The sequence below is a fragment of the Cupriavidus sp. H18C2 genome, assembly GCF_049393795.1.
In the GTDB taxonomy this organism is placed as follows: Bacteria; Pseudomonadota; Gammaproteobacteria; order Burkholderiales; family Burkholderiaceae; genus Cupriavidus; species Cupriavidus pauculus_C.
Window position 1 is genome coordinate 602470 of the sequence record NZ_CP186010.1, and the last position, 23597, is coordinate 626066.

Genomic DNA, 23597 nt, shown 5'->3' on the forward strand with positions numbered 1-23597 from the left:
GCCGCCGACCACCCGGCCACCTTGCCCGATATGCCGATGCCTGCCACCGCCGCCGCCCCGACCCTCCACGCGCTGCCCCGTCGCCTGCCGCGCATCCATCCGCTGTTCGTGGCGGCCACGCTGGCCGTGGCCGTGGCTACCGCCGGCGTGGCCGGTGCGGCCGTGTGGCGCCACCAGTCCGACGCGCGCCAGGCCGAAATCGCCCAGTGGCAGGTCCTGGCGACGTCCGCCGGCGACGCGGCGGCGCTGGACCGCCTGCAGCAGGCCGCCGGGTCTGGCGAGGCTGCCGCGCGTGCCGCGCTTGGCGAAACGCTGATGGCGCGGCCCGACGCCGCCACGCGTGCCGACGGCGAGCGCTGGCTGCGCATGGCTGCCGAAGGTGGCCAGGTCCGCGCGCAGTTCCTGCTCGGCAAGGCGGCGATGCTCGGTACCCTGGCAACCGGCCGCGCCGACCTGCCGCTGGCCTGGCAACAGCTCGACGCGGCGGCGCGCGCCGGCGACATCGGCGCCGCCTACTACCTGGGCCTGCTGTATCGCGGCGGCTACGGCCGCACGCCCGACCCGGCCGCCGCGGCGCGCTGGTTCCGCGTGGCCGCCGACGGCGGCGTGGCGCACGCGATGTTCATGCTGGCCAATGCCTACCGCGAAGGCGAGGGCGTGGCCCGCGACGACGCCCGCGCCGTCGCCTGGTACGAAGCCGCCGCCGAGCGCGAGCATCCGGCGTCGATCCAGGCGCTGGCGATGGCCTATCGCGACGGCGGCCTGGGCCTGCCACGCGACGCCGCCCAGTACCGCCAGCACATGGCCGAAACCGCCCACGCGCTCAAGCACCCGGCCATCAACCCGTAGCCCGGCGCCGCGCGCTACTGGTAGCTCATGGTGAAGGTCGCCAGCGCGCCCACCGTGCCGGGGCCGACCACGCCGGTCGTCACGTACTCGGCGCTCAGCGGAATCTGCATCAGCGGCTCGGAATGGCCCACCCGCCACTGGTTCACCGTGCCGCGCTCGGCCGAATCGGGGCCGAAGAAGACCGGCGCGCTGGCCGGGTTCAGGATGCGGATGCCCACGCCCGTGGCCGTCGAGGCCGGCGTCAGCGTCAGCACGTCAGACCGGTTGCCCGGCGTCGTGGCGTCCGTCATCGTGATGTAGACCGGCACGTCGGTGCGGCGGCAGTTCAGCGTGATCGTGAACGGCGTCCGGCCGGCGTTCACGCCGTCGCCCCGCAGGCTGCTCGACGCCACGACCGGCAGGTCCACCGTCACGCTGCGGGTGGCCACCGTGCAGGTGGGCCGCTCGGGGATGCCGTTGTTGAACGAGATCGACGCCAGCGGCGGCGACATCGTCCGGGTCGCGTTGTCATAGCTGTACAACTGGTAGATCACGCCCATGTCGACGCGGTCGCTGCGGTCCGGCACGTTGATCCGCTCGAACAGCTTGACCAGCCGGTTGGTGAGCACGAACGATCCGGTCTGGCCCGCCGACGAGATGTAGCGGATGATGCGCCTGCTCACGGGATCGGTCCGGTCGGCGCCCGATACGGTGTAGCCGCCCGGGCTGATGGCCACGCGCATGCCCATGCCGTAGGTGTTGGCGTCCCAGAACGCGGGATAGTTGAAACGCGAGCCCGCCGCCGAGAAGCCGGTTGGCGAAATCACGATGCCGTACCCCTGCCGGCTGCGCGGGCAGCGGAACGACACGGTCGTGGCCAGGTCTGGCGTCAGCGCCGTACCGATCGGGGCGCCTTCCACCGGGTAGGATATCTGCGACGACAGCGCAGACGGCTGCGCCTCGATGGTGCAATGCTGCACGCTCTGCGCAGCGGCCGGCAGCGCGGCCAGGCCGCCCAGCGCAAGCGCCAGGGTTGCGGCGCGCAGGAAGATGGATGGCATCACGGGGTCTCCTTCGCATCGGGCTGGCATACCGCGCGGATCTGCGCGTAGGCCGTGGCGTGGCGGGTGCTGTCGGGCAGGTTGACGTCGATCGCGCAGCGCTGCGCGCCGCCGGCGCCCCACGTCACATAGAGCCGGTCGATGTTGTCCAGCCCGCGCGCAAAGATGATGCCGCTTTGGCCCACCACGCCCACTTCGGCGCCGGCGCCGTTGGTGACCTGGGCGCCGAACGGCAGCTTGCCGCCGTCGGGCCGCGTGGCCGACACGATGGCCGACCGGCCCGTGACCGCGGCAAAGCGGATCTTGACCGCCGCGTTGGCGCGCGGCGCCACCTGCGTGCTCGTGGCGTCGAGCGAGACATCGAGCGGCAGGCCCTTGGGATCGAGCTGGATCGTGTTCATGCTGTAGGGGTGCAGGTACGGCACGATGGCGTAGCCGAACCGGTCGATCCGCACGCCGGGCGCATTGGCCACGCGCGCGCCACTGGCGCCCTTGGCCTCGACGATTCCGATGGTGTCGCCCAGGAAGTTGGCCAGCGTCACGCCGCCCGCATGGGCCACCAGCGCACCCTGCAGGCCGGCCGAGTACTGCGTGTAGCCGTTGCCGCCGCTGGCGGAGGCCGACACGGTCGTGTACGGGCTGCGGTACTGGACGTTGCCGCCGCCGGACACCTTGCTGCCGGCCGCCCGGTTCACGTTCAGGCCGTAGGAGACCGCGTTGTCCTCCAGCGCGGTGCCGCTGAGCATCAACTGCTGCGACGATCCGCCGCCGTTGTCGTGCGTCGTGCCGAACGACACCAGCGGCGCGTGGGCGCTGCGCCCCAGCGGAGCGGTCAGGTTGGCGAAGACCTGGGTCGTGTAGCGGCCGGTGTAGGCATCGCGCAGCCGCGACGCCGACACGTTGAACGTCATGTTGGTGCCGAACAGCCGCAGCGTGTTGCTGTAGCCGGCCTGGAACATCAGCGCGGTGTCGCGGCGGTTCCAGTAGGCCGTGGACGTGCCGGTGGCGTACAGCGTGCCCAGCCGGCCGCCCAGGTTCTGGTTCAGCGTGAGCTGAAGCTGGCTGCGCTGGCGCGCCACGCCGTCGCCGTTGTAGGAGCCGTCGCGCGCCGCAAACGCGTCGCGCATCGACCAGAAGCCCTTGGTCGCGTAGCGGTAGGCGGCCACCGTCAGGTTGGTGCTGGTGGTCGGCACGTACTTGCTGTAGCTGATGCGGAAGCTCTGGCCGCTGGCGTCGTTGGCGCCCGGAATCTTCGCGCGCGCGTGCGTGGCGTCGAGCGCGAACGCGCCGATGGGCAGGTTGAAGGCGGCGCCGATCAGCGCGGCCTGGTAGCCCTCGGACAGCACCGCGCCCGCGTAGCCGGTGGTGAGGTTGCTGAACCCGTGCTGGACCGTGCCCTGCACGAGCTTCTCGCGCGACGGGGTGGTGTGCGAGCCGCTGCGGTACTCGCCAACCGTGGCCGAGTAGCGCGTGAGGCCCGGCCGGATAAGCTGGACGACCGACGCGTAGGGCACCGTGAAGCTGCTCTGGCTGCCGTCGGCCTCGGTGACGGTGACCAGCAGGTTACCGCCGTAGCCGGTGGCATGGAGGTCGTCGATCTCGAACGGGCCCGGCGCCACCGTGGTTTCGTAGATCTTGTTGCCGTCCTGCGAGACCGACACGCGCGCGTTGGTCCGCGCCACGCCGCGCACCAGCGGCGCGTAGCCGCGCGTGGAGTCCGGCAGCATGCGGTCGTCGGTGGTCAGGTTCACGCCGCGCACCGAGAAGCTGTCGAACACGGCGCCGTCGGTGAAGGCGTCGCCGAGCGTGAGCTGGCTGCGCCATTTGGGCAGGTCGCGCTGCACGTACGTGGCGATGTTCTGGTACGCGTAGCGCTCGCCCACCGACTGCCACGACATCGACGAGCGCTGGCGCAGGTGCCAGCCGGCCACGTTCAGCCCGGCATCGATGCCAAGGTAGGTGTTGGTGCTGTGCTGCGCCCCGTTCATGCCGAACGTGTTGAGCTGGTAGCCGAGCGTGGCCGACGGCACGCCGCTGTCCAGCAGTTCGTGCGGCACCGTGCCGGCCGCGCGGCGGCGCATCAGCGCCTGCGCCACCGTGAAGTTCAGCCGCATGTCGTTGACGCTGAACGACCACGTCACGTCGTCGGAAATGGCGGCCGGATGCAGGCAGGCGCCGTCCGCCGCACCGGCCGCGGCGCTGGCGGCGGCATCGGCAATGGCGGTGCGGCCGGCCGGCGGCAGCGCTTCCTCGTTCAGGTTCAGCCGCGACAGCGTGGCCGGGTCCAGGCAGGGCGCCGCCGCGTCGTCCGGCCCGGCAAAGCGCACCGTCTCGCGCGCAATCCACGTGTCGTTCAGGTAGATGTCGACCGGGTAGCTGCCCGGCGCGACGGGGTTGCCCTTGTCGAAGCGGCTGACGTCCACGCTGGAACCATCGGCCCGCCGCAGGAACTGCGCGTTGAAACGCACCTGCGCCAGCGTCTCGGTGGCCGGCGTCTCCGCCAGCACCTCCGCCAGCACCGGCGCCGGCAGCACTGTGGAGGCCACCAGGCAGCGCGCGGCCAGGCGGCGTGGCGATCGGGTCCGCATGTCAGTCCGTTGGCGCTGTCGCAATCCGGGATACGCCTTCGACGGCCGCCCCGAAGTCGTTGATCGTGACGTGGCGCACCTCGCCGGCATCGACGCTGCCGCGCACGGCGTCGCCGAGCGGGAATTCCACGGTCGCGCCCGGCGCGGCCATGGCGCCGGCGTCGTTGCGATGGACCGCGCTCCCCACGCCGGCCTCGACCACGGTGAAGGTCACGTGGTAGGGCGTGGGATTGGTGGCCGACAGCACCTGCTGGCCATCGGCCTTGCGCAGCAGGCGCCAGCGCACGCTGGCGGGCGCGGCGTCGGCGCTGCCGGGCAGGCCGCGCGGCCGGAACATCAGCTTGATGCGGGTACGGAACGCGAACTGCAGCTCGTTGCGCTGCGCGGCGCCGTCCGCCGCCATCGGCGGCACTTCGAGCACGTTAAGCCAGAACAGCGACTCCCGGTCCGTGGGCAGCGGCTGTTGCAGGTAGATGATGCGCAGCGCCTGTCCCTTGCGCGGGTCCAGCCGGAACAGGGGCGGGGCCAGTGTGAACGGCGCGTGGGTGTCGTCGGGCGCGGCATTGGCATCGCCGTCGTCGATCCAGGCCTGCACCAGCGCGGGCGCGGTGCCCTCGTTGGTGAGCCGCAGCGTGACTTCGCGTTCGGTTTCGGGATAGATGACGCGCGTCCCGGCCAGCACCACGGAGGCGTGGGCGGCCGACGTCGCCACGATGGCGAGGCAGGCGGCCAGTGCCACCCGCCAGTGTGAGATTCGGGACATGAGAACGTTCGGCTTGGGCTCCGGCGACAAGGCCGAAGGCTGGAAATACAAATGGATAACCGCCGGCATGGACCTGCCATGCCGGCGCACAGTCACGGTGGCCCCGCTTAGGGGTAGACCACCGAGTACGTGACGGTCGTCAGGACATCGCCAGCGGTGGCGGCGCCCGTGGCCACGTATTGCGCGTAGTACTGCAGCGTGGCGGCGCCGTCGGCCAGTGCCACCTGCTGCGAGTTCTGCGCGGCGTAGGCGGCGCCCAGCACGATGTTGTCCAGCGCGTCGTTCAGCAGGCCGACCTGCACGTTGGTGGCGGGGGTGACCGCCGGCGTGGTTTCGGTGGCCGCCGAGGCCACGGCCGTGTTGACCAGGCGGCCCGAGGTGTTGTCCACCGTGGCGCCCGGCTCGAAGTAGACGCCCACGTTGCCGGTGTTCGGCGTGCAGCCGGTCAGGCGGATATTGAACGGCGTGCGGCCGGCCACGGCGCCCTGCCGGTTCAGCGCGCCCGCGGCGACGGTGGGCATCGGCACCGTGAAATTGGCGGCGCCGCCGTTGCCCGACAGCGTGCAGGTCTGGCCCGTCACGCGCCCGGTAAAGGTAATCGTGCCGTCGGAGGCCATTGCCGGTGCCGACATGGCGGCGAACAGGACGGAAGCGGCCAGCGCTTTGGTATGGATGCTTTTCACTTGAATTCTCGCGTCTTCATTTGAATGGAGGGGTGTCATCGTCACTTTGGCCGTGCATGCAATGCGTGCATGGCGCGTGCATTGGGCGCGGCCGCAACGTGATGCGGCGCCGATGACAGGGCCGAAGACTAACGAGGTAAAGCGGGCGGAAATATCGGAAAATCTCGAATTTTCGGGGCGGGATTTATTTATGACGCATTTGTCATGATTCCCGATAGGATTTTCTATGAGCCTAATAGCGAGGATTTTCTGATAATCGCTAAGAATAATCCGAATAATTCTGATCGATTAACGGACACTGCAGTCGCGGGCATCGCGATATATCCATGGAAACGGCGCCGGGGCTGCGTTATTCTCATGCGCATTCCGCCCAAGGACACCCCATGAAGACCCTCTACCTCGCCGGCTTCGACGTATTCCGCAAGGACGCGCTTGCGTGGGGCGCCCACCTGAAGGCGCTGTGCGCGCGGCATGGCTACACGGGCCTCTATCCGCTGGACAAGGCGGTGCCCGCCGGGCTGTCCGGCCCGGCGGCGGCACAGTGGATCTACGAGGCCAATATCGCGCTGCTGCGGCAGGCGGACGTCGTGATGGCCAACCTGGACGACTTTCGCGGCCCGGGCGAGCCCGACAGCGGCACCGCCTTCGAAGTGGGATTCGCCGTGGCGCTGCAGAAGCCGGTCTGGGGCTACGCAGCCGATGCCGGCACGCTGCTGGACCGCGTGCGCCACCATGCCGACGCCGATGGCAGCGCGCTGGACGCGCGGGGCTACGTGGTGGAGGACTTCGGCCTGCCGATGAACCTGATGCTGGCGTGCAGCGTGCGGCTGGTGAGCGGCGACGCCGAAGCGTGCCTGAAGGCGATGTCCGAGGCGGACCGGCGCCGCGCCGCGCGGCGGGCGCAGGCGGCGGCCGGCAACGACGCCGAGGACTAGCGCACCGGCAGCGGCGCGGTGGTGGCCGTGGGTCCGGGCGCGCCAGCCGTGCCGGCCTGCACGCGCAGCGATCGCACGCCCGTGGCGATGTCGGACGCCGCCGTCGCCACGATCTGGCGGTAGGCGCCCACCACATCCTCAACCTGTCCCGATACCGGCACCTCGGCCTCGGTGCGTCCGCTCAGCACGTTGCCGTCGGGCAGGCGCCGCACGGTCCAGGCGATGGTCGCGCCGGCCCGCTGGCCCGGCTCGCCTTCCAGCCGCACCACTTCGGTCGTGATGCGGAAGATCGTGCCGACTTCGGCCAGACCCTGCTGGTAGGTATCCACCGCGCCCAGGTTGGCCTGGAGCTGCTGCGACAGCGCGTCGCGCAGTTCGTCGGGCAGCGGCGCCGACCAGCGCGACTGGTCCAGCAGCCGCACGTTGCCGTTGGCGTCGCTCATCACGAGCTGCGCGCGGTTCAGCCGCTCGGGCACGCGCACCGGCGCCACCTCGATCCAGACCGGCTGCGCCGCGGCCGTGGACGGTGATGAGGGGGATGCGGGCGATGGGGTAGCCGCCGGCGTGCCAGCCGCCAGCGAGTAGTAGCGCGGCTCGGGCGACGCGCAGCCGCCCAGCCCGGCCACGGCCAGCGCCATCGCGCCGGCAATCAGCGTGCGTTTCATTGCTTGTCCTCCGTCTTGCCGCGCAGCAGCGCTTCGGGGTGGCGTTCCAGGTAATCGGTCAGCGCGCGCAGCGACACGGCCGTGCGCGTCAGTTCCTGCAGCATGCGGCGCGTGTCCTGCTGCAGCGGCGCGTCGGATGCCAGCGTGCCGTTGGCGGCCGTCAGCGTGCGGCGGGCGTCCTGCAGCGCGGCCAGCACCTGTGGCGCCACGTCGCCGTTCAGCTGCGCCACGAGCTTGTCGGCCGACTCCAGCATCCGGTTCATCGACACCATCGCGGTCCGCGCCTCCTGGCCGATCTGGTCGAACGGCACCTTGTCGATCTTGTTGACGATGTCGCCCAGCTTGGCCTGCAGTTCGTCGAACGTGCCCGGCGTGGTGGGGAATTCCGGCATCGGCGCGTCGAGGTCGATGTCCTTGGCCGGCGGCGCCTTCGGGAAGAAGTCCAGCGCCACGTAGAGCTGCCCGGTCAGCAGGTTGCCGGTGCGCAACTGCGCGCGCATGCCGCGCTTGACCAGCGCCTGGACGATCGTGCGCTTGCGCGCCTCGTCGGCCACGTCGCGCTCGCGGAAGCCCATGCGCGACGGATATAGCTCCACCACCACGGGCATCCGGAACGCCTTGCGCTCGCGCTGGTACTCGATGCCGATCGACCGCACCTGGCCCACGATCACGCCGCGGAAGTCCACCGGCGCGCCCGGCGACAGCCCGCGCACCGACTGGTCGAAGTTCAGCACGGCCAGCGTGGGCGCCAGTTCCTCGGGCTCCTTCATGGCCTCGGCCTGGTCGCCGGCCAGCAGGAACTGGGTGTTCTCGGCGGCGGCGGCCTGGGCCGACGAGTTGTCCGGGGCCTGGAACGCCACGCCGCCCAGCAGCACCGTGACCAGCGACTGGGTCGACAGCTTCAGCCCGCTGGCGTCGAGCTTCAGGTCCACGCCGCTGGCGTGCCAGAAGCGCGTGTCGGCGGTCACGAGCTTGTCGTACGGCTTGTTGACGAACACGCGCATCGTGATGTCGCGGCCGTTCGGCTCCAGCTGGTAGGCCACCACCTGGCCCACCTGCACGCGGCGGTAGTAGACCGGCGAGCCGATGTCGAGCGAGCCCAGGTCCTGCGCGCGCAGCACGAACTGGCGGCCGGACGCGTCGGTGGTCACCACGGGCGGCACCTCCAGGCCCGTGAAGCTGCGCGTGGGCTCGGCCGACTTGCCGGCATCCACGCCGATGTAGGCGCCCGACAGCAGTGTTTCCAGCCCCGACACGCCGCTGATGGCAAAGCGCGGGCGCACCACCCAGAAGCGCGTGTCCTTGACCGCGAAGTTCTCGGCGTCCTTGGTAAGTTCGATCGTCGCCATCACATGCGAGCGGTCGGACGCCAGCCGCACGGACTTGACCAGCCCGATGTCGACGTCCTTGTAGCGCACGGCGGTCTTGCCCGGCGTCAGGCCCTCGGCAGTGCTGAACGTGACCGTGATCTCGGGCCCGCGCGACGCCAGCGTGTTGACCAGCAGCGAGATGCCGACCACGGCGGCCACGATCGGGATCAGCCAGACCAGCGACGGCAGCCAGCGCGCGCGGCGCCGGCGGGCCGGCTGCGGCAGGCCGGGCGGGCCGGCGGGACCGGACGGAGGAGGGGAGAGGTCAGGATCGGCCATTGTCGGATTCCGGCAGGTTCGATGAGGGGCGGGCGTCCATGGCGTCCCACAGCAGGCGCGGGTCGAACGACAGCGACGCCAGCATGGTCAGCACGACCACGGAGGCAAAGGCCAGCGCCCCGCCCCCGGGAATGATCGTGGCCAGCGCGCCGGCGCGCACCAGCGCCGCGAGCAGGGCCACCACGAAGATGTCGAGCATCGACCAGCGGCCGATGATCTCGACCAGCCCGTAGAGCCGCGTCTGCTGCCGGATCCGCCACGTGGACCGGAAGTGCACCGACGCCAGCAGCAGCGTCAGGATCAGCATCTTCAGCAGCGGCACGATGATGCTGGCAATCAGCACCACGCCGGCCAGCAGGTGCGAGCCGGACAGCCACAGGTAGATCACGCCGGACATGATGGTGTCGCGCTGGGTGCCCAGGATCGACTCGGTGACCATGACCGGCAGCAGGTTGGCCGGGATGTAGAGGATGAACGCCGACAGCAGGAAGGCCCAGGTGCGCGCCAGGCTGGCCGGCTTGCGGTGGTGCAGCGCGGCGCCGCAGCGCGGGCACGGCTGGCCTTCGAGCGCGATGGGGCTGACGAGGTCGCACGCGTGGCACGACAGCAGCCCGCGCGACGCCGCCGTGGGCACCTGCGCCACCGGCGTGCGTTCGTCGTCGTCGGTCAGCTCGGCCACCACGCCGGCCGCCACGCGGCGCGAACGGGCCAGTTGCTCGCGGGCCTGCGCCGCGCGGTTCGGCCGGGGCGGGGTGGGACGCTGCGGCGCGGTCATCGCGCGTCTCCGGCGGGCGGCACCTCGTCGGCGCCGGGCGGCTCCAGGTAGTGCCAGAGGTCGCGCGGATCGAACGACAGCATCGCGGCCAGCACCACGACCAGCGCGCCGAACGACCAGAGCGCCACGCCCGGTATCACCTGCGCCATCGTCGACAGCTTCACCACGGTCACCAGCACGCCGATCATGAACACCTCGATCATGCCCCACGGCCGCGTCTGGCGGATGCCGCGCACGATGCGCTCGAAGCCGGCCGGCATGCGATGGCGGGCCATCGGCACCAGCAGGTAGCACATCATCAGCATCTCGGACAGCGGGAACAGGATGGTGGTGCCGAACACCAGCAGCGCCACCAGCGTCATGTGGTCGGCATGCAGCGCCATCACGGCGCCCCAGAGCGTGGTCTCGGTGCGCACGCCCTTGAGGTCCATCTCGACGATGGGATACGTGTTCGATACCAGGAACAGGATCAGCGCGGTGACCACCAGCGGCAGCAGCCGGCGGTATGCGCGCGTGCTCTCGCGGTACAGCATGCCGCCGCAGCGCAGGCACGTGGCGCGCTCGCCGGGCGCCAGCGCCGTGCGTTCGTAGAGCGCGTCGCAGTACTCGCAGGCCACCAGCCGGTGCAGCGCGGCCGGCGGCGGGGCCGTGGGCGGCGTGTCGCGCGGTGCGGTCATGCGTCGGGCGTCAGTTGCGACGGCGGCGCCGGCGTGACGTCGGTCACCGCGGGCCGCTCCTGCGTGCCGATGGTCCAGTCGCGCAGCAGCGCGTAGGCCACGGCCAGCACGGTCGGGCCCAGGAACACGCCCAGGAAGCCGAACGCCAGCGCCCCGCCCAGCACGCCCATCATGATCCAGATCAGCGGCAGCCCGGTGCCCTTGCTGATCAGCAGCGGCTTGATCACGTTGTCGGCCATGCCCACTACCACGCCGCCCCAGACCACCATGAAGATGGCCCAGCCGGTCTCGCCGCCGTGGTACAGCCACAGCGCGGCCGGAATCCACACCAGCGGCGGGCCCATCGGGATCACCGACAGGAAGAACGTGATCAGGCCAAGGATGGCGGCGCCGGGCACGCCGGCGATCCAGAAGCCGATGGCGGCCAGCACCGCCTGCACGAACGCCGTGCCCAGCACGCCGTAGACCACGCCCTTGATCGTGCCGCCGGCCAGCGCCATCAGGTGGTCGGCGCGCTCGCCCGCCACGCGGCGCATGCCGCCGCGCAGCCAGTCCACGGCCAGTTCGCCGCCGGTATAGAAGAAGAACGCCAGGATGATCGACAGCGCAAGCTGGCCCAGCCCGCCGCCAATCGACAGGCCCGCGCCCAGCAGCGCATGGCCCACCGGCGCGATCAGCTTGCGCAGGTTGGCCACCATCTCGGAATCGGCGTGGATGATCTGGTCGTAGCTGGCCTGCAGCTGCGGGCCCACGTAGGGCAGGCTGCTGAGCCATTCGGGCAACTGCGGCAGGCCGCGCTCGGCGTAGCGGTTGACGAGTTCGGTGAGCTGGTCCAGATGGGCGGAAAAGCTGGCGCCCGCGTAGACGAACGGGCCCAGCACGATGACGGTGGCGATCAGCACGCAGACCAGCGCGGCCAGCCCGCGCCGGTTGCCGAACCAGCGCGATAGCACGGTATAGGGGTACCAGGAGCTATAGGCCAGGATCGCGCCCCAGACCAGCGCGGTGGCAAACGGGGCCAGCACCAGCAGCGACCCGCCTATCAGGACGATCAGCGCGAATACGGCGGCAAGCTTCTCAATCAGTTGTCCGGAACTCATCGTCGCGCGCCTGACCGGCGTCCATGTGGCAAGAACGCCGTAAGCATAGCGGAATTCGCCTGCCGTTCCGGGTTTTCCCTTGCCCGTCCGGCCGGGCGCGGCGGGTCAGGCGGCGGGCGGCTCCGCGGCGCCGCCCTGGCGCAGCAGCGCGGCCACGAGGTCGGACTGCGTGACGATGCCCACCACGCGCCGCTCGGCGTCTAGCACGGGCACGTGGTGCAGGCCGCCGTCGGAGAAGCCCTGCGCCAGCTCGACGATGGGCTGGTCGGTGCGGGCCGAGATCACGCTGCGGGTCATCAGGTCGCGCACGGTGCCGTTGACGCGCCGCGAGTTGGCGCGATAGGCGCGGAAGAAATCGCTCTGCGTCAGGATGCCCAGCAGCCGCCGCTGGCGGTCCAGCACGGGCAGCGCCTTGATGCGGTGGCGCGCCAGCAGCGCGGCGGCGTCGGCGGCCATCTGGCCGGGGCGCACCGAGATCACGTCGCGCGACATGATGTCCACGCAGCGCGCGCCGCCAAAGCGCCGCGAATAGGCGCGCAGCTCGGCCGCCACCAGGATGGCTTCCAGATCGTCTTCCTCGATGTCCAGGAATTCGCCGCGTGCGGCCAGTACCGCATCCAGGTCCGCGCGCGTGAAGCCGGTGCGGCGGCTGGGCGGCGCATCCTTGGTGTCATGCTGGGCCGCCGGCTCGGGCGGCCGGTGCGGATAGCGGCGCCGCGTGAAGTTGTTGAACGCCAGCGCCGTCAGCAGCAGCAGCGCCGAGTTGATGGCCACCGGAATCACCACGAAGCCGAACCCCAGCGCCTGCACGGCCGGGCCGCCGAACACGGCCGTCACCGCCACCGCGCCGCTGGGCGGGTGCACGCAGCGCAACTGGAACATCAGCGCGATGGCGCCGGCCACGGCCACGCCGGCCGCCAGCCCCGGGTCGGGGATGAACTTCGCGCAGGCCACCCCGACGGTCGCGGCCACGAGGTTGCCGCCGATGATCGACCACGGCTGCGCCAGCGGACTGGCCGGCACGCCGAACAGCAGCACGGCCGACGCACCCATCGGCGCGACAAACCAGGGGTTGAAGCCGAGCAGGAACTGGCGGCAGATCCATTCTGTGATCGCCAGGCCCAGCAGCGCGCCAAGACAGCTTTTGAGGCGCTCGTGCCGGCTGGCGGCCACCGGCATGGGGACGAAAGTGCGCAGCCAGGCACGGGCCTCTGCGACGGAGGAGGTCGGGTCGAATCCAGCGGGCATCGAAAGCGGGGGCGGCTTTAGAAGTGTCGGGGGCGCCACGGCGCATTGGCCGGACTCGTGAATGTATCACAGCATGATATATTTCGGCGGCTGCGTACCCGCGCATGATCCCACTCGCCCCGCCCCATGTCCATGTCCAGTCATCCCGCATCGCACCATTCCCCCAAGCGCGATTACGCCGTCAACGGCCGCCTGCCCATGCTGGCCGGCATCGCGCTGCTGATCGGCGCGGTCAGCACCGGCGCGGCGTTCGTGCTCGTGAACCTGATCCGCTTCTTCACCAACCTGTTCTTCTTCCAGACGCTGTCGTTTGCCGAGCGCTCGCCGGCGCACCATGCGCTGGGGCCGTGGGTGATTGCCGTGCCGGCCATCGGCGGGCTGATCGTGGGGCTGATGGCGCGCTACGGCAGCGACAAGATCCGCGGCCATGGCATCCCCGAGGCCATCGAGGCCGTGCTGTTCGGCAAGAGCCGGATGTCGCCCAAGGTGGCGGTGCTCAAGCCGCTGTCGTCGGGCATCGTGATTGGCAGCGGTGGGCCGTTCGGCGCCGAGGGGCCGATCATCATGACCGGTGGGTCCATCGCGTCGCTGCTGGCCCAGTACCTGCACCTGACCGCCGCCGAGCGCAAGACGCTGCTGGTGGCCGGCGCGTGCGCGGGCATGACGGCGATCTTCGGCACGCCGGTGGCGGCGGTGCTGCTGGCCGTGGAACTGCTGCTGTTCGAACTGCGCCCGCGCAGCCTGCTGCCGGTGGCGCTGGCCTGCGCGGTGGCCGGCTTCCTGCGGCCGTTCCTGTTCGAGGCCGGCCCGCTGTTTCCGCTGCACACCGTGCCGGCCGGCACCGTGGCGTTGGGGTCCTGCGTGTTCGCCGGGCTGCTGTGCGGCGTGCTGGGCGCGGGGCTCACGCTGGCGCTCTATCGCACGGAGGATGCCTTTGCCCGGCTGCCGCTGCACTGGATGTGGTGGCCGGCCATCGGCGGCCTGGTGGTCGGCATCGGCGGGTACTTCGAGCCGCGCGCGCTGGGCGTGGGCTACGACGTGATCGGCGACCTGCTCAACAACCGGCTGGCGCTGGAGGTGGCCGTGGCGCTGCTGGCGGTCAAGGCGGTGATCTGGATTGCCGCGCTGGGCTCGGGCACGTCGGGTGGCGTGCTGGCGCCGCTGCTGATGCTCGGCGCCGGGCTGGGCGTGGTGCTGGCCCCGCTGCTGCCGGGCGGATCGCCGGCGCTGTGGGCGCTGGTCTGCATGGCCGGCGTGCTGGGCAGCGTGCTGGGCGCGCCGCTGACGGCCATCGTGTTCGCGTTCGGCCTGACCCACGACAGCGAGGCGCTGCTGCCGCTGCTGCTGACCACGGCCGTGGCCTACGGGTTCTCGGTGCTGACGATGAAGCGCGGCATCATGACCGAGAAGATCGCACGGCGCGGGCTGCACATCTACCGCGAGTATGGCGTCGATCCGCTGGAACGGACGCACGTGGAAGACCTGATGACGCGCGATGTGGTGACGCTGGACGCCGACCTGCCGGTGGCCGATGCGCTGGCCCGCCATTTCGGCCCGCATGCCGCGCATCGCGCCTATCCGGTGGTGGCGCAGGGCCGCGTGGTGGGGATGCTGCATCGCAGCGCCATCGAGGCAGCTTGTGCCGGTCACGACACCGGGCTGCGCTGCGGCGACCTTGTGGCCGGGCAGGGCGATGGCGACCCCCGCACGCCGCCGGTGCTGCTGGCATCACAGACCGGCCGGGCCGCGGCCGGGCGCATGGCGGCGCTGAGCGTGGCGCGCCTGCCCGTGGTCGACAGCCTGGAATCGATGCGGCCGGTCGGCATCGTCTCGCTGCGCGACCTGCTGTCGCCCAGCGAACACGCGCTGCACGAGGAAACGCACCGCGAGCGGCTGCGCGGCCGGCCGCAGGCCGTCGCCGGTCAGAGCTTGTAGCTCGACAGCAGGATGCTGGTCTCGGTGGCGGAAATGCCATCGACCAGCCGGATGCGGTCGAGCGTCCGGTCGAACTGCTCCAGCGTATCGGCGCGCAGCTCGGCGATGATGTCCCAGCGGCCGTTGGTCGTGTGCAGCGTCTGCACGTTCGGGTCGCCGCGCAATGCCTGCAGCACCTGGCGCGCCTTGTTGCCTTCCACGGCCACCGTCATCCACGCGCGGATGCGATGCGGCTCGGCCTCGGGCTTGAGCCGCACCGTGTAGCCGACGATCTGGCCTTCCTTCTCCAGTTTCTCGATGCGGTTCTGCACCGTGGCGCGCGACACGCGCAGCGCCTTGGCCAGCGCCGTGACCGGCGTGCGCGCGTTGTCGCGCAGCAGTCCCAGCAGTTGTCGATCGGTGGCATCCATGGCGCGCTCCCTGGTGCGGTACGGCCGGCGTTGCATTTCGCCAGCGAAGTCTGGCGAATTGTTAGGCGTCCATAGCAATTTGTCCGTTTGTTGACTGTTCGCTGACGCGCACGCGACCCACAATCCACATCAGGGACGCCCGACACGCCGGGCGCCACTGACAAGGAGATTGCCGTGCTCGACCGTCCGACCATCCTGCTGGTTGCCCCTACGTTCTACGACGTTTCGTACGCCATCAATCCGTGGATGGACCCCGCGGCATGGGCCCGCGACCCGAGCGGCATGCACCGCCGCGCGCTGGCCGCGTTCGATGCGCTGCGCGACGCGCTGGACCGCGCCGGGTTTGCCGTCGAAGTGGCCGACGGCGCGCCGGGCCAGCCCGACATGGTGTTCCCGGCCAACGCGGCCGTGGTGCTCGACGGCAAGGCCGTGCTGGCGCGCTTTCGGCATCCGCAGCGGCGCGGCGAGGAACAGCCGTTCGCGGCGATCTTCGCGCAACTCCGCGAACGCGGCCTGATCGATACGGTGGAACGGCTGCCCGAGGGCTGCTACCAGGAAGGCGCGGGCGACTGTATCTGGGATGCGCGGCGCGGCCATTTCTGGGCCGGCTTCGGCCCGCGCTCGTCGCACGAGGCGGCCAGCGCGATGGCGCGCCAGTTTGGCCAGGAAGTGGTGGCGCTGGAACTGGCCACCGAGCAGAGCTATCACCTCGATGTCTGCTTCTGCCCGCTGTCCGGCGGCGAGGTGCTGTACTACCCGCCGGCATTCACCGACGCCGCGCTCGGTGCGTTGCGTGCCCGCGTGCCGGTGGCGCAGCGCATCGAGGCCACCGAGGACGACCTGCGCCACTTCAGCGTCAACGCGGTCAATCTGGACGACCACGTGGTGATGACGCGCACCACATCGCATTTACGCCATGAACTGGGCCGGCGCGGCTATCGGCTGCATGAGGTGGACCTGTCGCCGTACATGATGTCGGGCGGCGGCGCCTATTGCATGACGCTGCGGCTGGACCGCGCCAGCACGCCCGTGCGGCGCGCCGCGGCAGCCTGAGGGGAGGGGCGCCATGACTTCGACGAACGCCGCCGTGAAGCACGCCTCGCCCGGCGCGCGCCGCACGCGCTTCCTGGATGCGGGCGACGTGGCCGGGCTGGTGCGCGGCATCGGCGTGCGGCAGGCCATCGTGGCCGTGGCCGATTGCGTCTGCGAGGACTTCCTGCGCTGGGCCGACTTCGAAAAATCGGCGCGGCTGGCCAGCCATTCGCCCGTGGGGGTGATCGAGCTGATGCCCGTCAGCGACGGCCACCACTTCGCGTTCAAGTACGTCAACGGCCATCCCCGCAACGCGCGGCTGGCGCTGCCGACGGTCATGGCCTGCGGGATGCTGGCCGAGGTGCGCACCGGCTTTCCGCTGCTGCTGGCCGACCTGACGCTGGCCACGGCGCTGCGCACGGCGGCCACGTCGGCGCTGGCCGCGCAGGCGATGGCGCGCGGCGGGGCGCACACCATGGCGCTGATCGGCAACGGCGCCCAGGCCGAATTCCAGGCGCTGGCGTTTCATGCGATGGCCGGCATCACCACGATCCACGCGTTCGACATCGACCCGGCCGCCACCGCGCGGCTCATGCACAACCTTGCGGACGTGCCCGGGCTGGCCATCGTGCCGGCGCGGTCGGTGCGCGAGGCGCTGGCCGGGGCCGACATCGTCACCACGGTCACGGCCGACAAGACGCGCGCCACGATCCTCACGCCGGACATGGTCCGGCCCGGCATGCACCTGAACGCGGTAGGCGGCGACTGCCCGGGCAAGACCGAACTGCACGTCGATATCCTGCGGCAGGCGCGCATCGTGGTCGAGTACGCGCCGCAGTCGCGCATCGAGGGCGAGATCCAGCAATGGCCCGAGGCCCCGGTCAGCGAACTCTGGGAAGTGCTGGCCGGCCGGGCGCCGGGCCGCGCCAGCGCCGACGAGGTGACGGTGTTCGATTCGGTCGGCTTTGCGCTGGAAGACTACGCGGCGCTGCGCTGGCTGCACGCGGCCGCACAGGCGCACCACGCCGGCCGCGACGTCGAGCTGGTGGCCATGCCGCCCGACCCGCGTGACCTGTATGGGTGGATGATGGGGTCACCCGCCGAGGCGGTGGTGCAGGTCGAGGCGGCCCCGACCTGATGCCTCGCCCCAAAAACAAAACGGCCCGGACAAGTGCCGGGCCGTTTCAATATCAGACATTAACGAAACATTAAGCGCCGCCGCGTCCCATCATCAACTGGGCGCGCAGGAAGCCCTTGATCTCCTCCAGCGACGGCGTCTTCAGGAACACCATGATCCCCCACTGCTGCAGGGCATCGGCCACGCCGTCGTAGGCCTGGCGGTTGGTAATCACCGCAAAGATCACGCGCTGGCGGGCAAAGAAGTTCTGCAGCTTCTCGATCGTCGCCGATTCGGCGTCGTTGAGTTCCTCCACGTAGTAAAGCACCACGCGGGGGCGGGCGTCGACCGACGTGATGACGGTGTCCACCACGTCTTCCAGCACCTGCGTCTTCAGCGGCAGGGACCACTTGCCCAGTTGCGCGCTGATGCGCTGCGCCTCGGTATGGTTGGGATGGAAGACCACGAGGTCGAGGTTGTGCTCGACGGCGGTGTCCGGGATGGCGCGGTCAGCCAGCAGCCGGTGCACGGTCTCCTTGTGGATGCGACGGTGGCCGCCATTGGTCTTCCACGCGCCAAGTTCGCCGCGTTCCACCATTTTCTGCACGGTGCCGAGCGATACGTTGAGCAGTTTTGCCGCGGTTCGCGTGCTGTAGTATGGCTTTTCAGCCAGTTCTGGATCCAGTTTCATCCAATCACCCGTAGTGTCGTTCAGCAGCACAGCACGACTGGCGTACTGCACGGGCGTCCTCGGACACGCCACGTCGGTCATTGACCGGGCTGCTGTTTTTCCTGACCCTGATGCTTGCGACCCGCTCCCCGGCCGGTCTTTGTTGCTTTGTTGTGCGTTGACGTAGCAACGGCTTCAGGTTGCCGTGCCCGCTTGCTGCATCCGGCTGGGCGGGCCTCCCACACACTCCCCGCTTGCCGAATGCCAATAGTATGGCTTCAAGATGATTCGTTGCCAGAGGGAAAGCAATGATTGGCGTCACACTTTTGTTGTTTAACGAACATCGATGCGATTCGGTAGACAACGGGCGCCCTCTGTCCGACTTGTTCCATGACGCCCGACATGAATGCCGCCCGCGTCTTGTACCCGATCACAGACCCTGCGCCTCGCGTGCCGGTTCCCGCGTCATATACATTTGACACATTTGCATGCGGGGTATTGCACTTGCACACGTGCCGCGTGCCCATCATCACCCCGCCGATCACCCCGCCGCCAGGCCGTACTTGCGCACCTTGTCGAACAGCGTGGTCTTGGCCACGCCCAGTGCCTCGGCCGCGCGCGTGAGGCTGCCGGCGTGGCGGCGCAGCGCATCGGCCACCAGCGCGCGCTCGAACTGCTCCACGGCCTGCGCCAGGGGCAGCGCGGCCGGTGCCGTGACGCCGTTGGCGGGATCGCACCCCAGCCCCAGCACGTGGCGCTCGGCCACGTTGCGCAGCTCGCGCACGTTGCCGGGCCACGGGTAGGCCACTAGCGACGCCATTTCCGCGGACGAGGCCGGCAGCGCCTCGCGCTCGAACCGCAGCGCGGCCTGCGCCACGAAGTGTTCGAACAGCAGCGGCACGTCCTCGCGGCGCTCGCGCAGCGGCGGCAGCTCCAGCGTGACCACGTTGAGCCGGTAGTACAGGTCGGCGCGGAACTGGCCCGCGTCGGCCAGCGCGCGCAGGTCGGCCTTGGTGGCCGCCACCACGCGCGTGTTGACCGGCACCGGCTGGTTGGACCCCAGCCGCTCCACCACGCGCTCCTGCAGCACGCGCAGCAGCTTGATCTGCATCGGCATCGGCATGCTCTCGATCTCGTCCAGGAACAGCGTGCCGCCTTCCGCATGCTCGATCTTGCCGATGCGGCGCTTGGCCGCGCCCGTGAACGCGCCGGCCTCGTGGCCGAAGATTTCCGATTCGAACAACTGCTCGGGCAGGCCGCCGCAGTTGATCGGCACGAAATGCCGCGCGCGCCGGCCGCTGGCCTCGTGCAGGCAGCGCGCCACCAGTTCCTTGCCGGTGCCGGTCTCGCCGTGGATTAGCACGTTGGCGGCGGTGTCGCCAATGCCGGCAATCATCTGGCGCAGCCGCTCGATGGCCGGCGAATGGCCGATCAGCCGCGCCGCCAGCCCCTCGCGCCCCGCCAGGCGGGCACGCAGTTCCGCCACTTCCAGCGCCAGCCGGCGCTTGTCCAGCGCGCGGCGGCACGTGGCCACCAGCCGCTCGGGCGAGAACGGCTTCTCCAGGAAATCGTAGGCGCCCTGCTTCATCGCCTGCACCGCCAGCGTGACGTCGCCATGGCCGGTGATCATGATCACGGGCAGCGCCGCGTCGCGCGTGCCCAGCTCGCGCAAGAGCGCCATGCCATCGGCGCCGGGCAGGTGGATGTCGCTGACCACGATGCCCGCAAAGCCGGCCTGCACCGCGCGCAGCGCGGCCTCGGCGCTGGCAACGGCGAGCGTGGCGATGCCTTCGAGCCGCAGCGCCTGTTCGCAGCCCAGCCGCACGTCGGCGTCGTCCTCGACGATCAGCACCGTCAGCGGGGCCGGCGTGCCGGCGGCGTCCAGCGTGTCGATCGGTTCAGCCGACATGGCGGCGCTCCTCGCGTGCGTGCGGCAGCGCCACCGTGAAGCAGGCGCCGCCGTCGGGATGATTGCTGGCGGTCAGCGCGCCGCCGTTCTCGCTCAGGATGCCGGCCGACAGCGTCAGCCCCAGCCCCAGCCCCTCGCCAGCCGGCTTGGTCGTGAAGAACGGCTCGAACAGTTTGGCGAACGCCGCCTCGGACAGTCCCGGGCCGTTGTCGCGCACGGTCAGGTGGACCATGCCGCCCGACGCATACGCATGCAGCCACAGCGCCGGGCTGGCGCTGTCCTTCATCGCGTCCAGCGCGTTGCCGATCAGGTTCACCAGCACCTGCTCCAGCCGGTTCGGGTCGCAGGCCACGGCCAGGTGCGGGTCGATGTCGCGCTCGATGCGCGGCGCCACGGCCGCCACGCGCGTTTCCAGCAGGAACAGCGCGTTGTCCACGGCCTCCACCAGCCGGGCCGACTGGCGCTGCGCCGGCGCCGGATTGCGCGCGAACGACTTCAGCGCGCCGGTAATGCGGCCCATGCGCTCGACCAGGCTGATGATCCGTTCAAGGTTGCCCTGCGCGGTGGCGTAGTCGCCGTGCGCGATGAACTTGCCCGCGTTGCCGGACAGCGTGCGCAGCGCGGCCAGCGGCTGGTTCAGTTCGTGCGCGATGCCGGCCGACATCTGGCCCACCGCGGCGAGCTTGCCGGCCTGCAGCAGCCCGTCCTGCGCCTGGCGCAGGTTGGCCTCCGTGCGGATGCGTTCGGCCACTTCGGCCTGCAGTTGCTGGTTGGTGGCGGAAAGATCGGCGGTGCGCTCGGCCACCTTGCGTTCCAGTTCGCTGTTGGCGGCCTCCAGCGCGGCGCGCGCGGCCAGCCGTTCGCCGATGATCCGGCGCCGCACGTTCCACGCGGCGCCCAGCAGCAGCACGAAGGCGGTGAGCACGCCGGCCAGCGCGGCACTGTTCAGCGCCGCCACGCGCGCCTGCGACGTATTGGTCAGCAGCGTCAGGTCCCAGTCGGTGCCCGGCAGCGCCAGGTGCTGGGCCAGCATCGGCGGACCCTGGCGCAGCCGCACCAGTGCGTCGCCGCCCTGCGCGGGGCCGTTGGCCAGCGGCCGCACGGTGGTCAGCGCCAGTTGCGGCAGCGGCGCGCGGTTGTACTGCAGGCTGCGGTCCAGCCGGCTGCGCTGGTCGCTGCTGAGCGGCCGCAGCGCGGCCAGCTTCCACGACGGGTCGGACGCCAGGATCACCACGCCGTTCTCGTCGGCCAGCAGCATCTGGCTGTCGTTGCCCTGCCAGCGGTTTTCCAGCGGCTCCAGGCCGATCTTGACCACGGCCACGCCCACCGGGCGGTCGCGGTCGCCCAGCGGCGCCGACAGGTAGTAGCCCGATTCGCTGCGCGTGGTGCCCACGCCGTAGAAGCGGCCAAGCTGGCCCTCGATGGCGGCGCGGAAGTAGGGCCGGAAGCTCAGGTCCTCGCCCAGGTAGCTGTCCGGGCGCTGGTAGTTGCTGGTGGCCAGCACCTTGCCGCGGGCGTCGAGCAGGTAGATGACCCGCGTGCCGGCGCGGCCGTTCAGCGCGGCCAGGTAGGCGTTGGCATCGGCCACGCGCGTGGCGGACGCCGGCTGGCGCAGCAGGGCGTCGATGCGGGCGTCCAGCGACAGCAGGCTCGGCACGTAGTCGTAGCGCGCCAGTTCGCTCTCCAGCGCCTGCGCGTACAGGCGCATCTGCACCTGGCCGCGCTCGGCCTGGCGGGCCAGCGCGGCGTCGTAGGTGTAGCGGTAGCCCAGCCAGCCGGCCACCGCCACCAGCACGGCCAGCATCAGCAGGGCGATGAGGGGCGCGGCGCGGCGCCACGCGGACGTGGCCGGAGACGCCTGGAGACCGTCGGAGGGGGACAAAATCATGCGGATTCGGGAATGCGGAGGCTGCGAGGTGGCGTATCAGGCAGTTCGCGTGGTCGAAATTGCCATCGCGGGCCGCCGACGCCATCGGCAAGGCGACGTTTTACCACAGCCGCGCCTGCGGCCACCCCAAACCGGGCCCGGCGGCTCCCCCGTTCGGGTGGTGCGGTGCGCGGCCCCGTCCGCGCGCGCCAGACGCAAAAAGGCCCGGCAGCCTGATCGGCAGCCGGGCCCCTGGCACGCCTGGGTCAGCTTACTTGCTGGCCATGGCCTGAACGGGTGTCAGGCCGGTATCGGCGGCCGAGGTGTCATCCTCGTCCGCCAGCTCCGGCGCGCCAATCGCGTTCTCGCTTTTGGCGACAACGGTCGTGGCAATGGCATTGCCCAGGACATTGGTCACGGTGCGGCCCATGTCCAGGACGTGGTCGATGCCCAGCACCAGCAGGATGCCGGCCTCGGGCAGGCCGAACATCGGCAGCACGGCGGCCACCACCACCAGCGATGCGCGCGGCACGCCGGCAATGCCCTTGCTGGTCACCAGCAGCACCAGCAGCATCGTGATCTGCTGCGACAGCGACAGCTCGATGCCGTACACCTGCGCCACGAACAGCGCGGCGAACGACGTGTACATGATCGACCCGTCCAGGTTGAACGAGTAGCCCAGCGGCAGCACGAAATTGGTGATGCGGCTCTTGACGCCAAAGCGGCTCAACTGGTCGATCACCTTCGGGTAGGCCGATTCGCTGCTGGCCGTGGCAAAGCCGATCATCAGCGGCGCGCGCAGCTGGCGGATCAGCTTGAAGATGTCGCGGCCCAGGAAGTAGTAGCCCCCGGCGATCAGCGCGATCCACAGCAGCGCCAGCGCGGCATACACGCTGCCCAGCAGCTTGGCGTAGACCACCAGCACGCCCAGGCCCTGCGACGTGATCACGGCCGCCACGGCGCCGAACACGCCCACCGGGGCGAACGCCATCACGTAGTTGGTCACCTTGAGCATGATGTGGCCCAGGCCGTCGATGCCGGCCAGCACGGGCTTGCCCACGCCGTCCTTGAGCGTGCCCAGCGCAAAGCCGAAGAACAGCGAGAACACCACGATCTGCAGCACCTCGTTGGTGGCCATGGCCTCGACGAAGCTCTTCGGGAACATGTGCGCCACGAAGTCGCGCAGGTTCAGCGCGCCGGTCTTCAGGTTCGACGCGGCGTCGGCGGCCGGCAGCGGCAGGTTCATGCCGTGGCCCGGGGCCAGCAGGTTGGCCATCGCCAGGCCCAGCAGCAGCGACGTGATGGACGCCGCCATGAACCACGCCATCGCCTTCAGGCCGATCCGGCCAACGGTCTTGCCGTCGCCCATGCTGGCAATGCCGGACACCAGCGTGGCGAACACCAGCGGGCCGATGATCATCTTGATCATCCGCAGGAACACGTCGGTCAGGATCGACAGCTTGTCGGCAATCGCCTTCGCGGCGGCCGCGTCTGGCGCCATGTTGTGCGCGGCCGTGCCGGCCAGCACGCCAAGCAGCATCGCTACGAAGATCAGGGTTGGCAGTCGTTTTGTCATCGTGGGTTCTTCCTCCTTTGTCCTGTACGCGCACCGGGCGTCACTTATGGCAACGTCCCGGCGGCCTTGCCCATGGGGCGGCGCCATGTGTGCACGTCCCGTGCCAGCC

General features: G+C 70.3%; 20 protein-coding genes. 5 read left to right on the plus strand and 15 right to left on the minus strand.

Features of this window, described 5'->3' with window-relative positions; all coding sequences use genetic code 11:
• The first annotated feature begins 36 nt into the window (after positions 1-36).
• Complete coding sequence (locus EPAKOI_RS02815; RefSeq protein ID WP_423192911.1) at positions 37-849, plus strand: tetratricopeptide repeat protein; 813 nt, start codon at positions 37-39, stop codon at positions 847-849.
• 14 nt (positions 850-863) lie between these two features.
• On the opposite strand, the gene EPAKOI_RS02820 is transcribed toward EPAKOI_RS02815, so the two are convergent.
• The 4 genes from EPAKOI_RS02820 to EPAKOI_RS02835 all read right to left on the minus strand — a co-directional run bounded on the left by EPAKOI_RS02820 (position 864) and on the right by EPAKOI_RS02835 (position 5962).
• Positions 864-1889, minus strand: a complete 1026-nt coding sequence (locus EPAKOI_RS02820) for a fimbrial protein (protein WP_423192912.1) — start codon at positions 1887-1889, stop codon at positions 864-866.
• Positions 1889-4477: a fimbria/pilus outer membrane usher protein gene (locus tag EPAKOI_RS02825; RefSeq protein WP_423192913.1), complete on the minus strand. Its 2589-nt coding sequence runs from the start codon at positions 4475-4477 to the stop codon at positions 1889-1891. The genes EPAKOI_RS02820 and EPAKOI_RS02825 overlap by 1 nt, the downstream gene beginning before the upstream one ends.
• A 1-nt stretch (position 4478) precedes the next feature.
• Positions 4479-5240 carry a fimbrial biogenesis chaperone gene (locus EPAKOI_RS02830; RefSeq protein WP_423192914.1) on the minus strand — a complete coding sequence of 254 codons (762 nt, stop codon included), beginning with the start codon at positions 5238-5240 and terminating at the stop codon, positions 4479-4481.
• Between the two features lie 107 nt (positions 5241-5347).
• Positions 5348-5962, minus strand: coding sequence for a fimbrial protein (locus tag EPAKOI_RS02835; protein ID WP_423192915.1), 615 nt, complete (start codon positions 5960-5962; stop codon positions 5348-5350).
• A 344-nt stretch (positions 5963-6306) separates the two neighbouring features.
• Here EPAKOI_RS02835 and EPAKOI_RS02840 point away from each other — a divergent pair, with 344 nt between their 5' ends.
• Entirely contained in the window at positions 6307-6858 is a 552-nt protein-coding gene (locus EPAKOI_RS02840; protein ID WP_313835468.1) for a nucleoside 2-deoxyribosyltransferase, read from the plus strand.
• Here the strand turns inward: EPAKOI_RS02840 and EPAKOI_RS02845 are convergent.
• The 6 genes from EPAKOI_RS02845 to EPAKOI_RS02870 form a co-directional block, all read right to left on the minus strand.
• Complete coding sequence (locus EPAKOI_RS02845; RefSeq protein WP_423192916.1) at positions 6855-7523, minus strand: PqiC family protein; 669 nt, start codon at positions 7521-7523, stop codon at positions 6855-6857. The two genes, EPAKOI_RS02840 and EPAKOI_RS02845, sit on opposite strands and share 4 nt — an antisense overlap.
• Complete coding sequence (locus EPAKOI_RS02850; RefSeq protein WP_124682274.1) at positions 7520-9172, minus strand: intermembrane transport protein PqiB; 1653 nt, start codon at positions 9170-9172, stop codon at positions 7520-7522. Before EPAKOI_RS02850 ends, EPAKOI_RS02845 begins: the two co-directional genes overlap by 4 nt.
• Positions 9159-9947 (minus strand): paraquat-inducible protein A, encoded by a 789-nt coding sequence (locus EPAKOI_RS02855; RefSeq protein ID WP_423192917.1) that lies wholly within the window; start codon positions 9945-9947, stop codon positions 9159-9161. Before EPAKOI_RS02855 ends, EPAKOI_RS02850 begins: the two co-directional genes overlap by 14 nt.
• Positions 9944-10624 carry a paraquat-inducible protein A gene (locus EPAKOI_RS02860; protein ID WP_313835472.1) on the minus strand — a complete coding sequence of 227 codons (681 nt, stop codon included), beginning with the start codon at positions 10622-10624 and terminating at the stop codon, positions 9944-9946. The genes EPAKOI_RS02855 and EPAKOI_RS02860 overlap by 4 nt, the downstream gene beginning before the upstream one ends.
• Positions 10621-11724, minus strand: coding sequence for an AI-2E family transporter (locus EPAKOI_RS02865; protein ID WP_124682271.1), 1104 nt, complete (start codon positions 11722-11724; stop codon positions 10621-10623). The genes EPAKOI_RS02860 and EPAKOI_RS02865 overlap by 4 nt, the downstream gene beginning before the upstream one ends.
• Before the next feature lie 105 nt (positions 11725-11829).
• A complete protein-coding gene (locus EPAKOI_RS02870) occupies positions 11830-12972 on the minus strand; it encodes an HPP family protein (protein ID WP_313835473.1) in 1143 nt (380 codons plus the stop codon).
• Between the two features lie 132 nt (positions 12973-13104).
• On the opposite strand from EPAKOI_RS02870, the gene EPAKOI_RS02875 reads away from it, so the two are divergent.
• On the plus strand, positions 13105-14907 hold the full coding sequence (locus tag EPAKOI_RS02875) for a chloride channel protein (protein WP_423192918.1): 1803 nt from the start codon (positions 13105-13107) through the stop codon (positions 14905-14907).
• On the opposite strand, the gene EPAKOI_RS02880 is transcribed toward EPAKOI_RS02875, so the two are convergent.
• Positions 14895-15317 (minus strand): Lrp/AsnC family transcriptional regulator, encoded by a 423-nt coding sequence (locus EPAKOI_RS02880; RefSeq protein WP_124682268.1) that lies wholly within the window; start codon positions 15315-15317, stop codon positions 14895-14897. The two genes, EPAKOI_RS02875 and EPAKOI_RS02880, sit on opposite strands and share 13 nt — an antisense overlap.
• A gap of 174 nt (positions 15318-15491) precedes the next feature.
• On the opposite strand from EPAKOI_RS02880, the gene EPAKOI_RS02885 reads away from it, so the two are divergent.
• Entirely contained in the window at positions 15492-16370 is an 879-nt protein-coding gene (locus tag EPAKOI_RS02885; RefSeq protein WP_313835477.1) for a dimethylarginine dimethylaminohydrolase family protein, read from the plus strand.
• A 13-nt stretch (positions 16371-16383) separates the two neighbouring features.
• Positions 16384-17487, plus strand: a complete 1104-nt coding sequence (locus tag EPAKOI_RS02890; RefSeq protein ID WP_423192919.1) for an ornithine cyclodeaminase — start codon at positions 16384-16386, stop codon at positions 17485-17487.
• Positions 17488-17557: 70 nt separating this feature from the next.
• Here EPAKOI_RS02890 and EPAKOI_RS02895 read toward each other — a convergent pair whose 3' ends face one another.
• The 4 genes from EPAKOI_RS02895 to EPAKOI_RS02910 form a co-directional block, all read right to left on the minus strand.
• Positions 17558-18157 carry a helix-turn-helix domain-containing protein gene (locus EPAKOI_RS02895; RefSeq protein ID WP_124682265.1) on the minus strand — a complete coding sequence of 200 codons (600 nt, stop codon included), beginning with the start codon at positions 18155-18157 and terminating at the stop codon, positions 17558-17560.
• Positions 18158-18677: 520 nt separating this feature from the next.
• Entirely contained in the window at positions 18678-20045 is a 1368-nt protein-coding gene (locus EPAKOI_RS02900) for a sigma-54-dependent transcriptional regulator (RefSeq protein WP_423192920.1), read from the minus strand.
• On the minus strand, positions 20035-21933 hold the full coding sequence (locus tag EPAKOI_RS02905) for a sensor histidine kinase (RefSeq protein WP_124682263.1): 1899 nt from the start codon (positions 21931-21933) through the stop codon (positions 20035-20037). Before EPAKOI_RS02905 ends, EPAKOI_RS02900 begins: the two co-directional genes overlap by 11 nt.
• Before the next feature lie 250 nt (positions 21934-22183).
• On the minus strand, positions 22184-23488 hold the full coding sequence (locus tag EPAKOI_RS02910; protein WP_124682262.1) for a dicarboxylate/amino acid:cation symporter: 1305 nt from the start codon (positions 23486-23488) through the stop codon (positions 22184-22186).
• Positions 23489-23597 lie beyond the last annotated feature (109 nt).

Bases quoted from the DNA above. Each gene is read 5' to 3' on its own strand.
- EPAKOI_RS02815 (WP_423192911.1), top strand. From the start codon at position 37: ATGCCTGCCACCGCCGCCGCCCCGACCCTCCACGCGCTGCCCCGTCGC.
- EPAKOI_RS02820 (WP_423192912.1), bottom strand. From the start codon at position 1,889: ATGCCATCCATCTTCCTGCGCGCCGCAACCCTGGCGCTTGCGCTGGGC.
- EPAKOI_RS02825 (WP_423192913.1), bottom strand. From the start codon at position 4,477: ATGCGGACCCGATCGCCACGCCGCCTGGCCGCGCGCTGCCTGGTGGCC.
- EPAKOI_RS02830 (WP_423192914.1), bottom strand. From the start codon at position 5,240: ATGTCCCGAATCTCACACTGGCGGGTGGCACTGGCCGCCTGCCTCGCC.
- EPAKOI_RS02835 (WP_423192915.1), bottom strand. From the start codon at position 5,962: ATGACACCCCTCCATTCAAATGAAGACGCGAGAATTCAAGTGAAAAGC.
- EPAKOI_RS02840 (WP_313835468.1), top strand. From the start codon at position 6,307: ATGAAGACCCTCTACCTCGCCGGCTTCGACGTATTCCGCAAGGACGCG.
- EPAKOI_RS02845 (WP_423192916.1), bottom strand. From the start codon at position 7,523: ATGAAACGCACGCTGATTGCCGGCGCGATGGCGCTGGCCGTGGCCGGG.
- EPAKOI_RS02850 (WP_124682274.1), bottom strand. From the start codon at position 9,172: ATGGCCGATCCTGACCTCTCCCCTCCTCCGTCCGGTCCCGCCGGCCCG.
- EPAKOI_RS02855 (WP_423192917.1), bottom strand. From the start codon at position 9,947: ATGACCGCGCCGCAGCGTCCCACCCCGCCCCGGCCGAACCGCGCGGCG.
- EPAKOI_RS02860 (WP_313835472.1), bottom strand. From the start codon at position 10,624: ATGACCGCACCGCGCGACACGCCGCCCACGGCCCCGCCGCCGGCCGCG.
- EPAKOI_RS02865 (WP_124682271.1), bottom strand. From the start codon at position 11,724: ATGAGTTCCGGACAACTGATTGAGAAGCTTGCCGCCGTATTCGCGCTG.
- EPAKOI_RS02870 (WP_313835473.1), bottom strand. From the start codon at position 12,972: ATGCCCGCTGGATTCGACCCGACCTCCTCCGTCGCAGAGGCCCGTGCC.
- EPAKOI_RS02875 (WP_423192918.1), top strand. From the start codon at position 13,105: ATGTCCAGTCATCCCGCATCGCACCATTCCCCCAAGCGCGATTACGCC.
- EPAKOI_RS02880 (WP_124682268.1), bottom strand. From the start codon at position 15,317: ATGGATGCCACCGATCGACAACTGCTGGGACTGCTGCGCGACAACGCG.
- EPAKOI_RS02890 (WP_423192919.1), top strand. From the start codon at position 16,384: ATGACTTCGACGAACGCCGCCGTGAAGCACGCCTCGCCCGGCGCGCGC.
- EPAKOI_RS02895 (WP_124682265.1), bottom strand. From the start codon at position 18,157: ATGAAACTGGATCCAGAACTGGCTGAAAAGCCATACTACAGCACGCGA.
- EPAKOI_RS02900 (WP_423192920.1), bottom strand. From the start codon at position 20,045: ATGTCGGCTGAACCGATCGACACGCTGGACGCCGCCGGCACGCCGGCC.
- EPAKOI_RS02905 (WP_124682263.1), bottom strand. From the start codon at position 21,933: ATGATTTTGTCCCCCTCCGACGGTCTCCAGGCGTCTCCGGCCACGTCC.
- EPAKOI_RS02910 (WP_124682262.1), bottom strand. From the start codon at position 23,488: ATGACAAAACGACTGCCAACCCTGATCTTCGTAGCGATGCTGCTTGGC.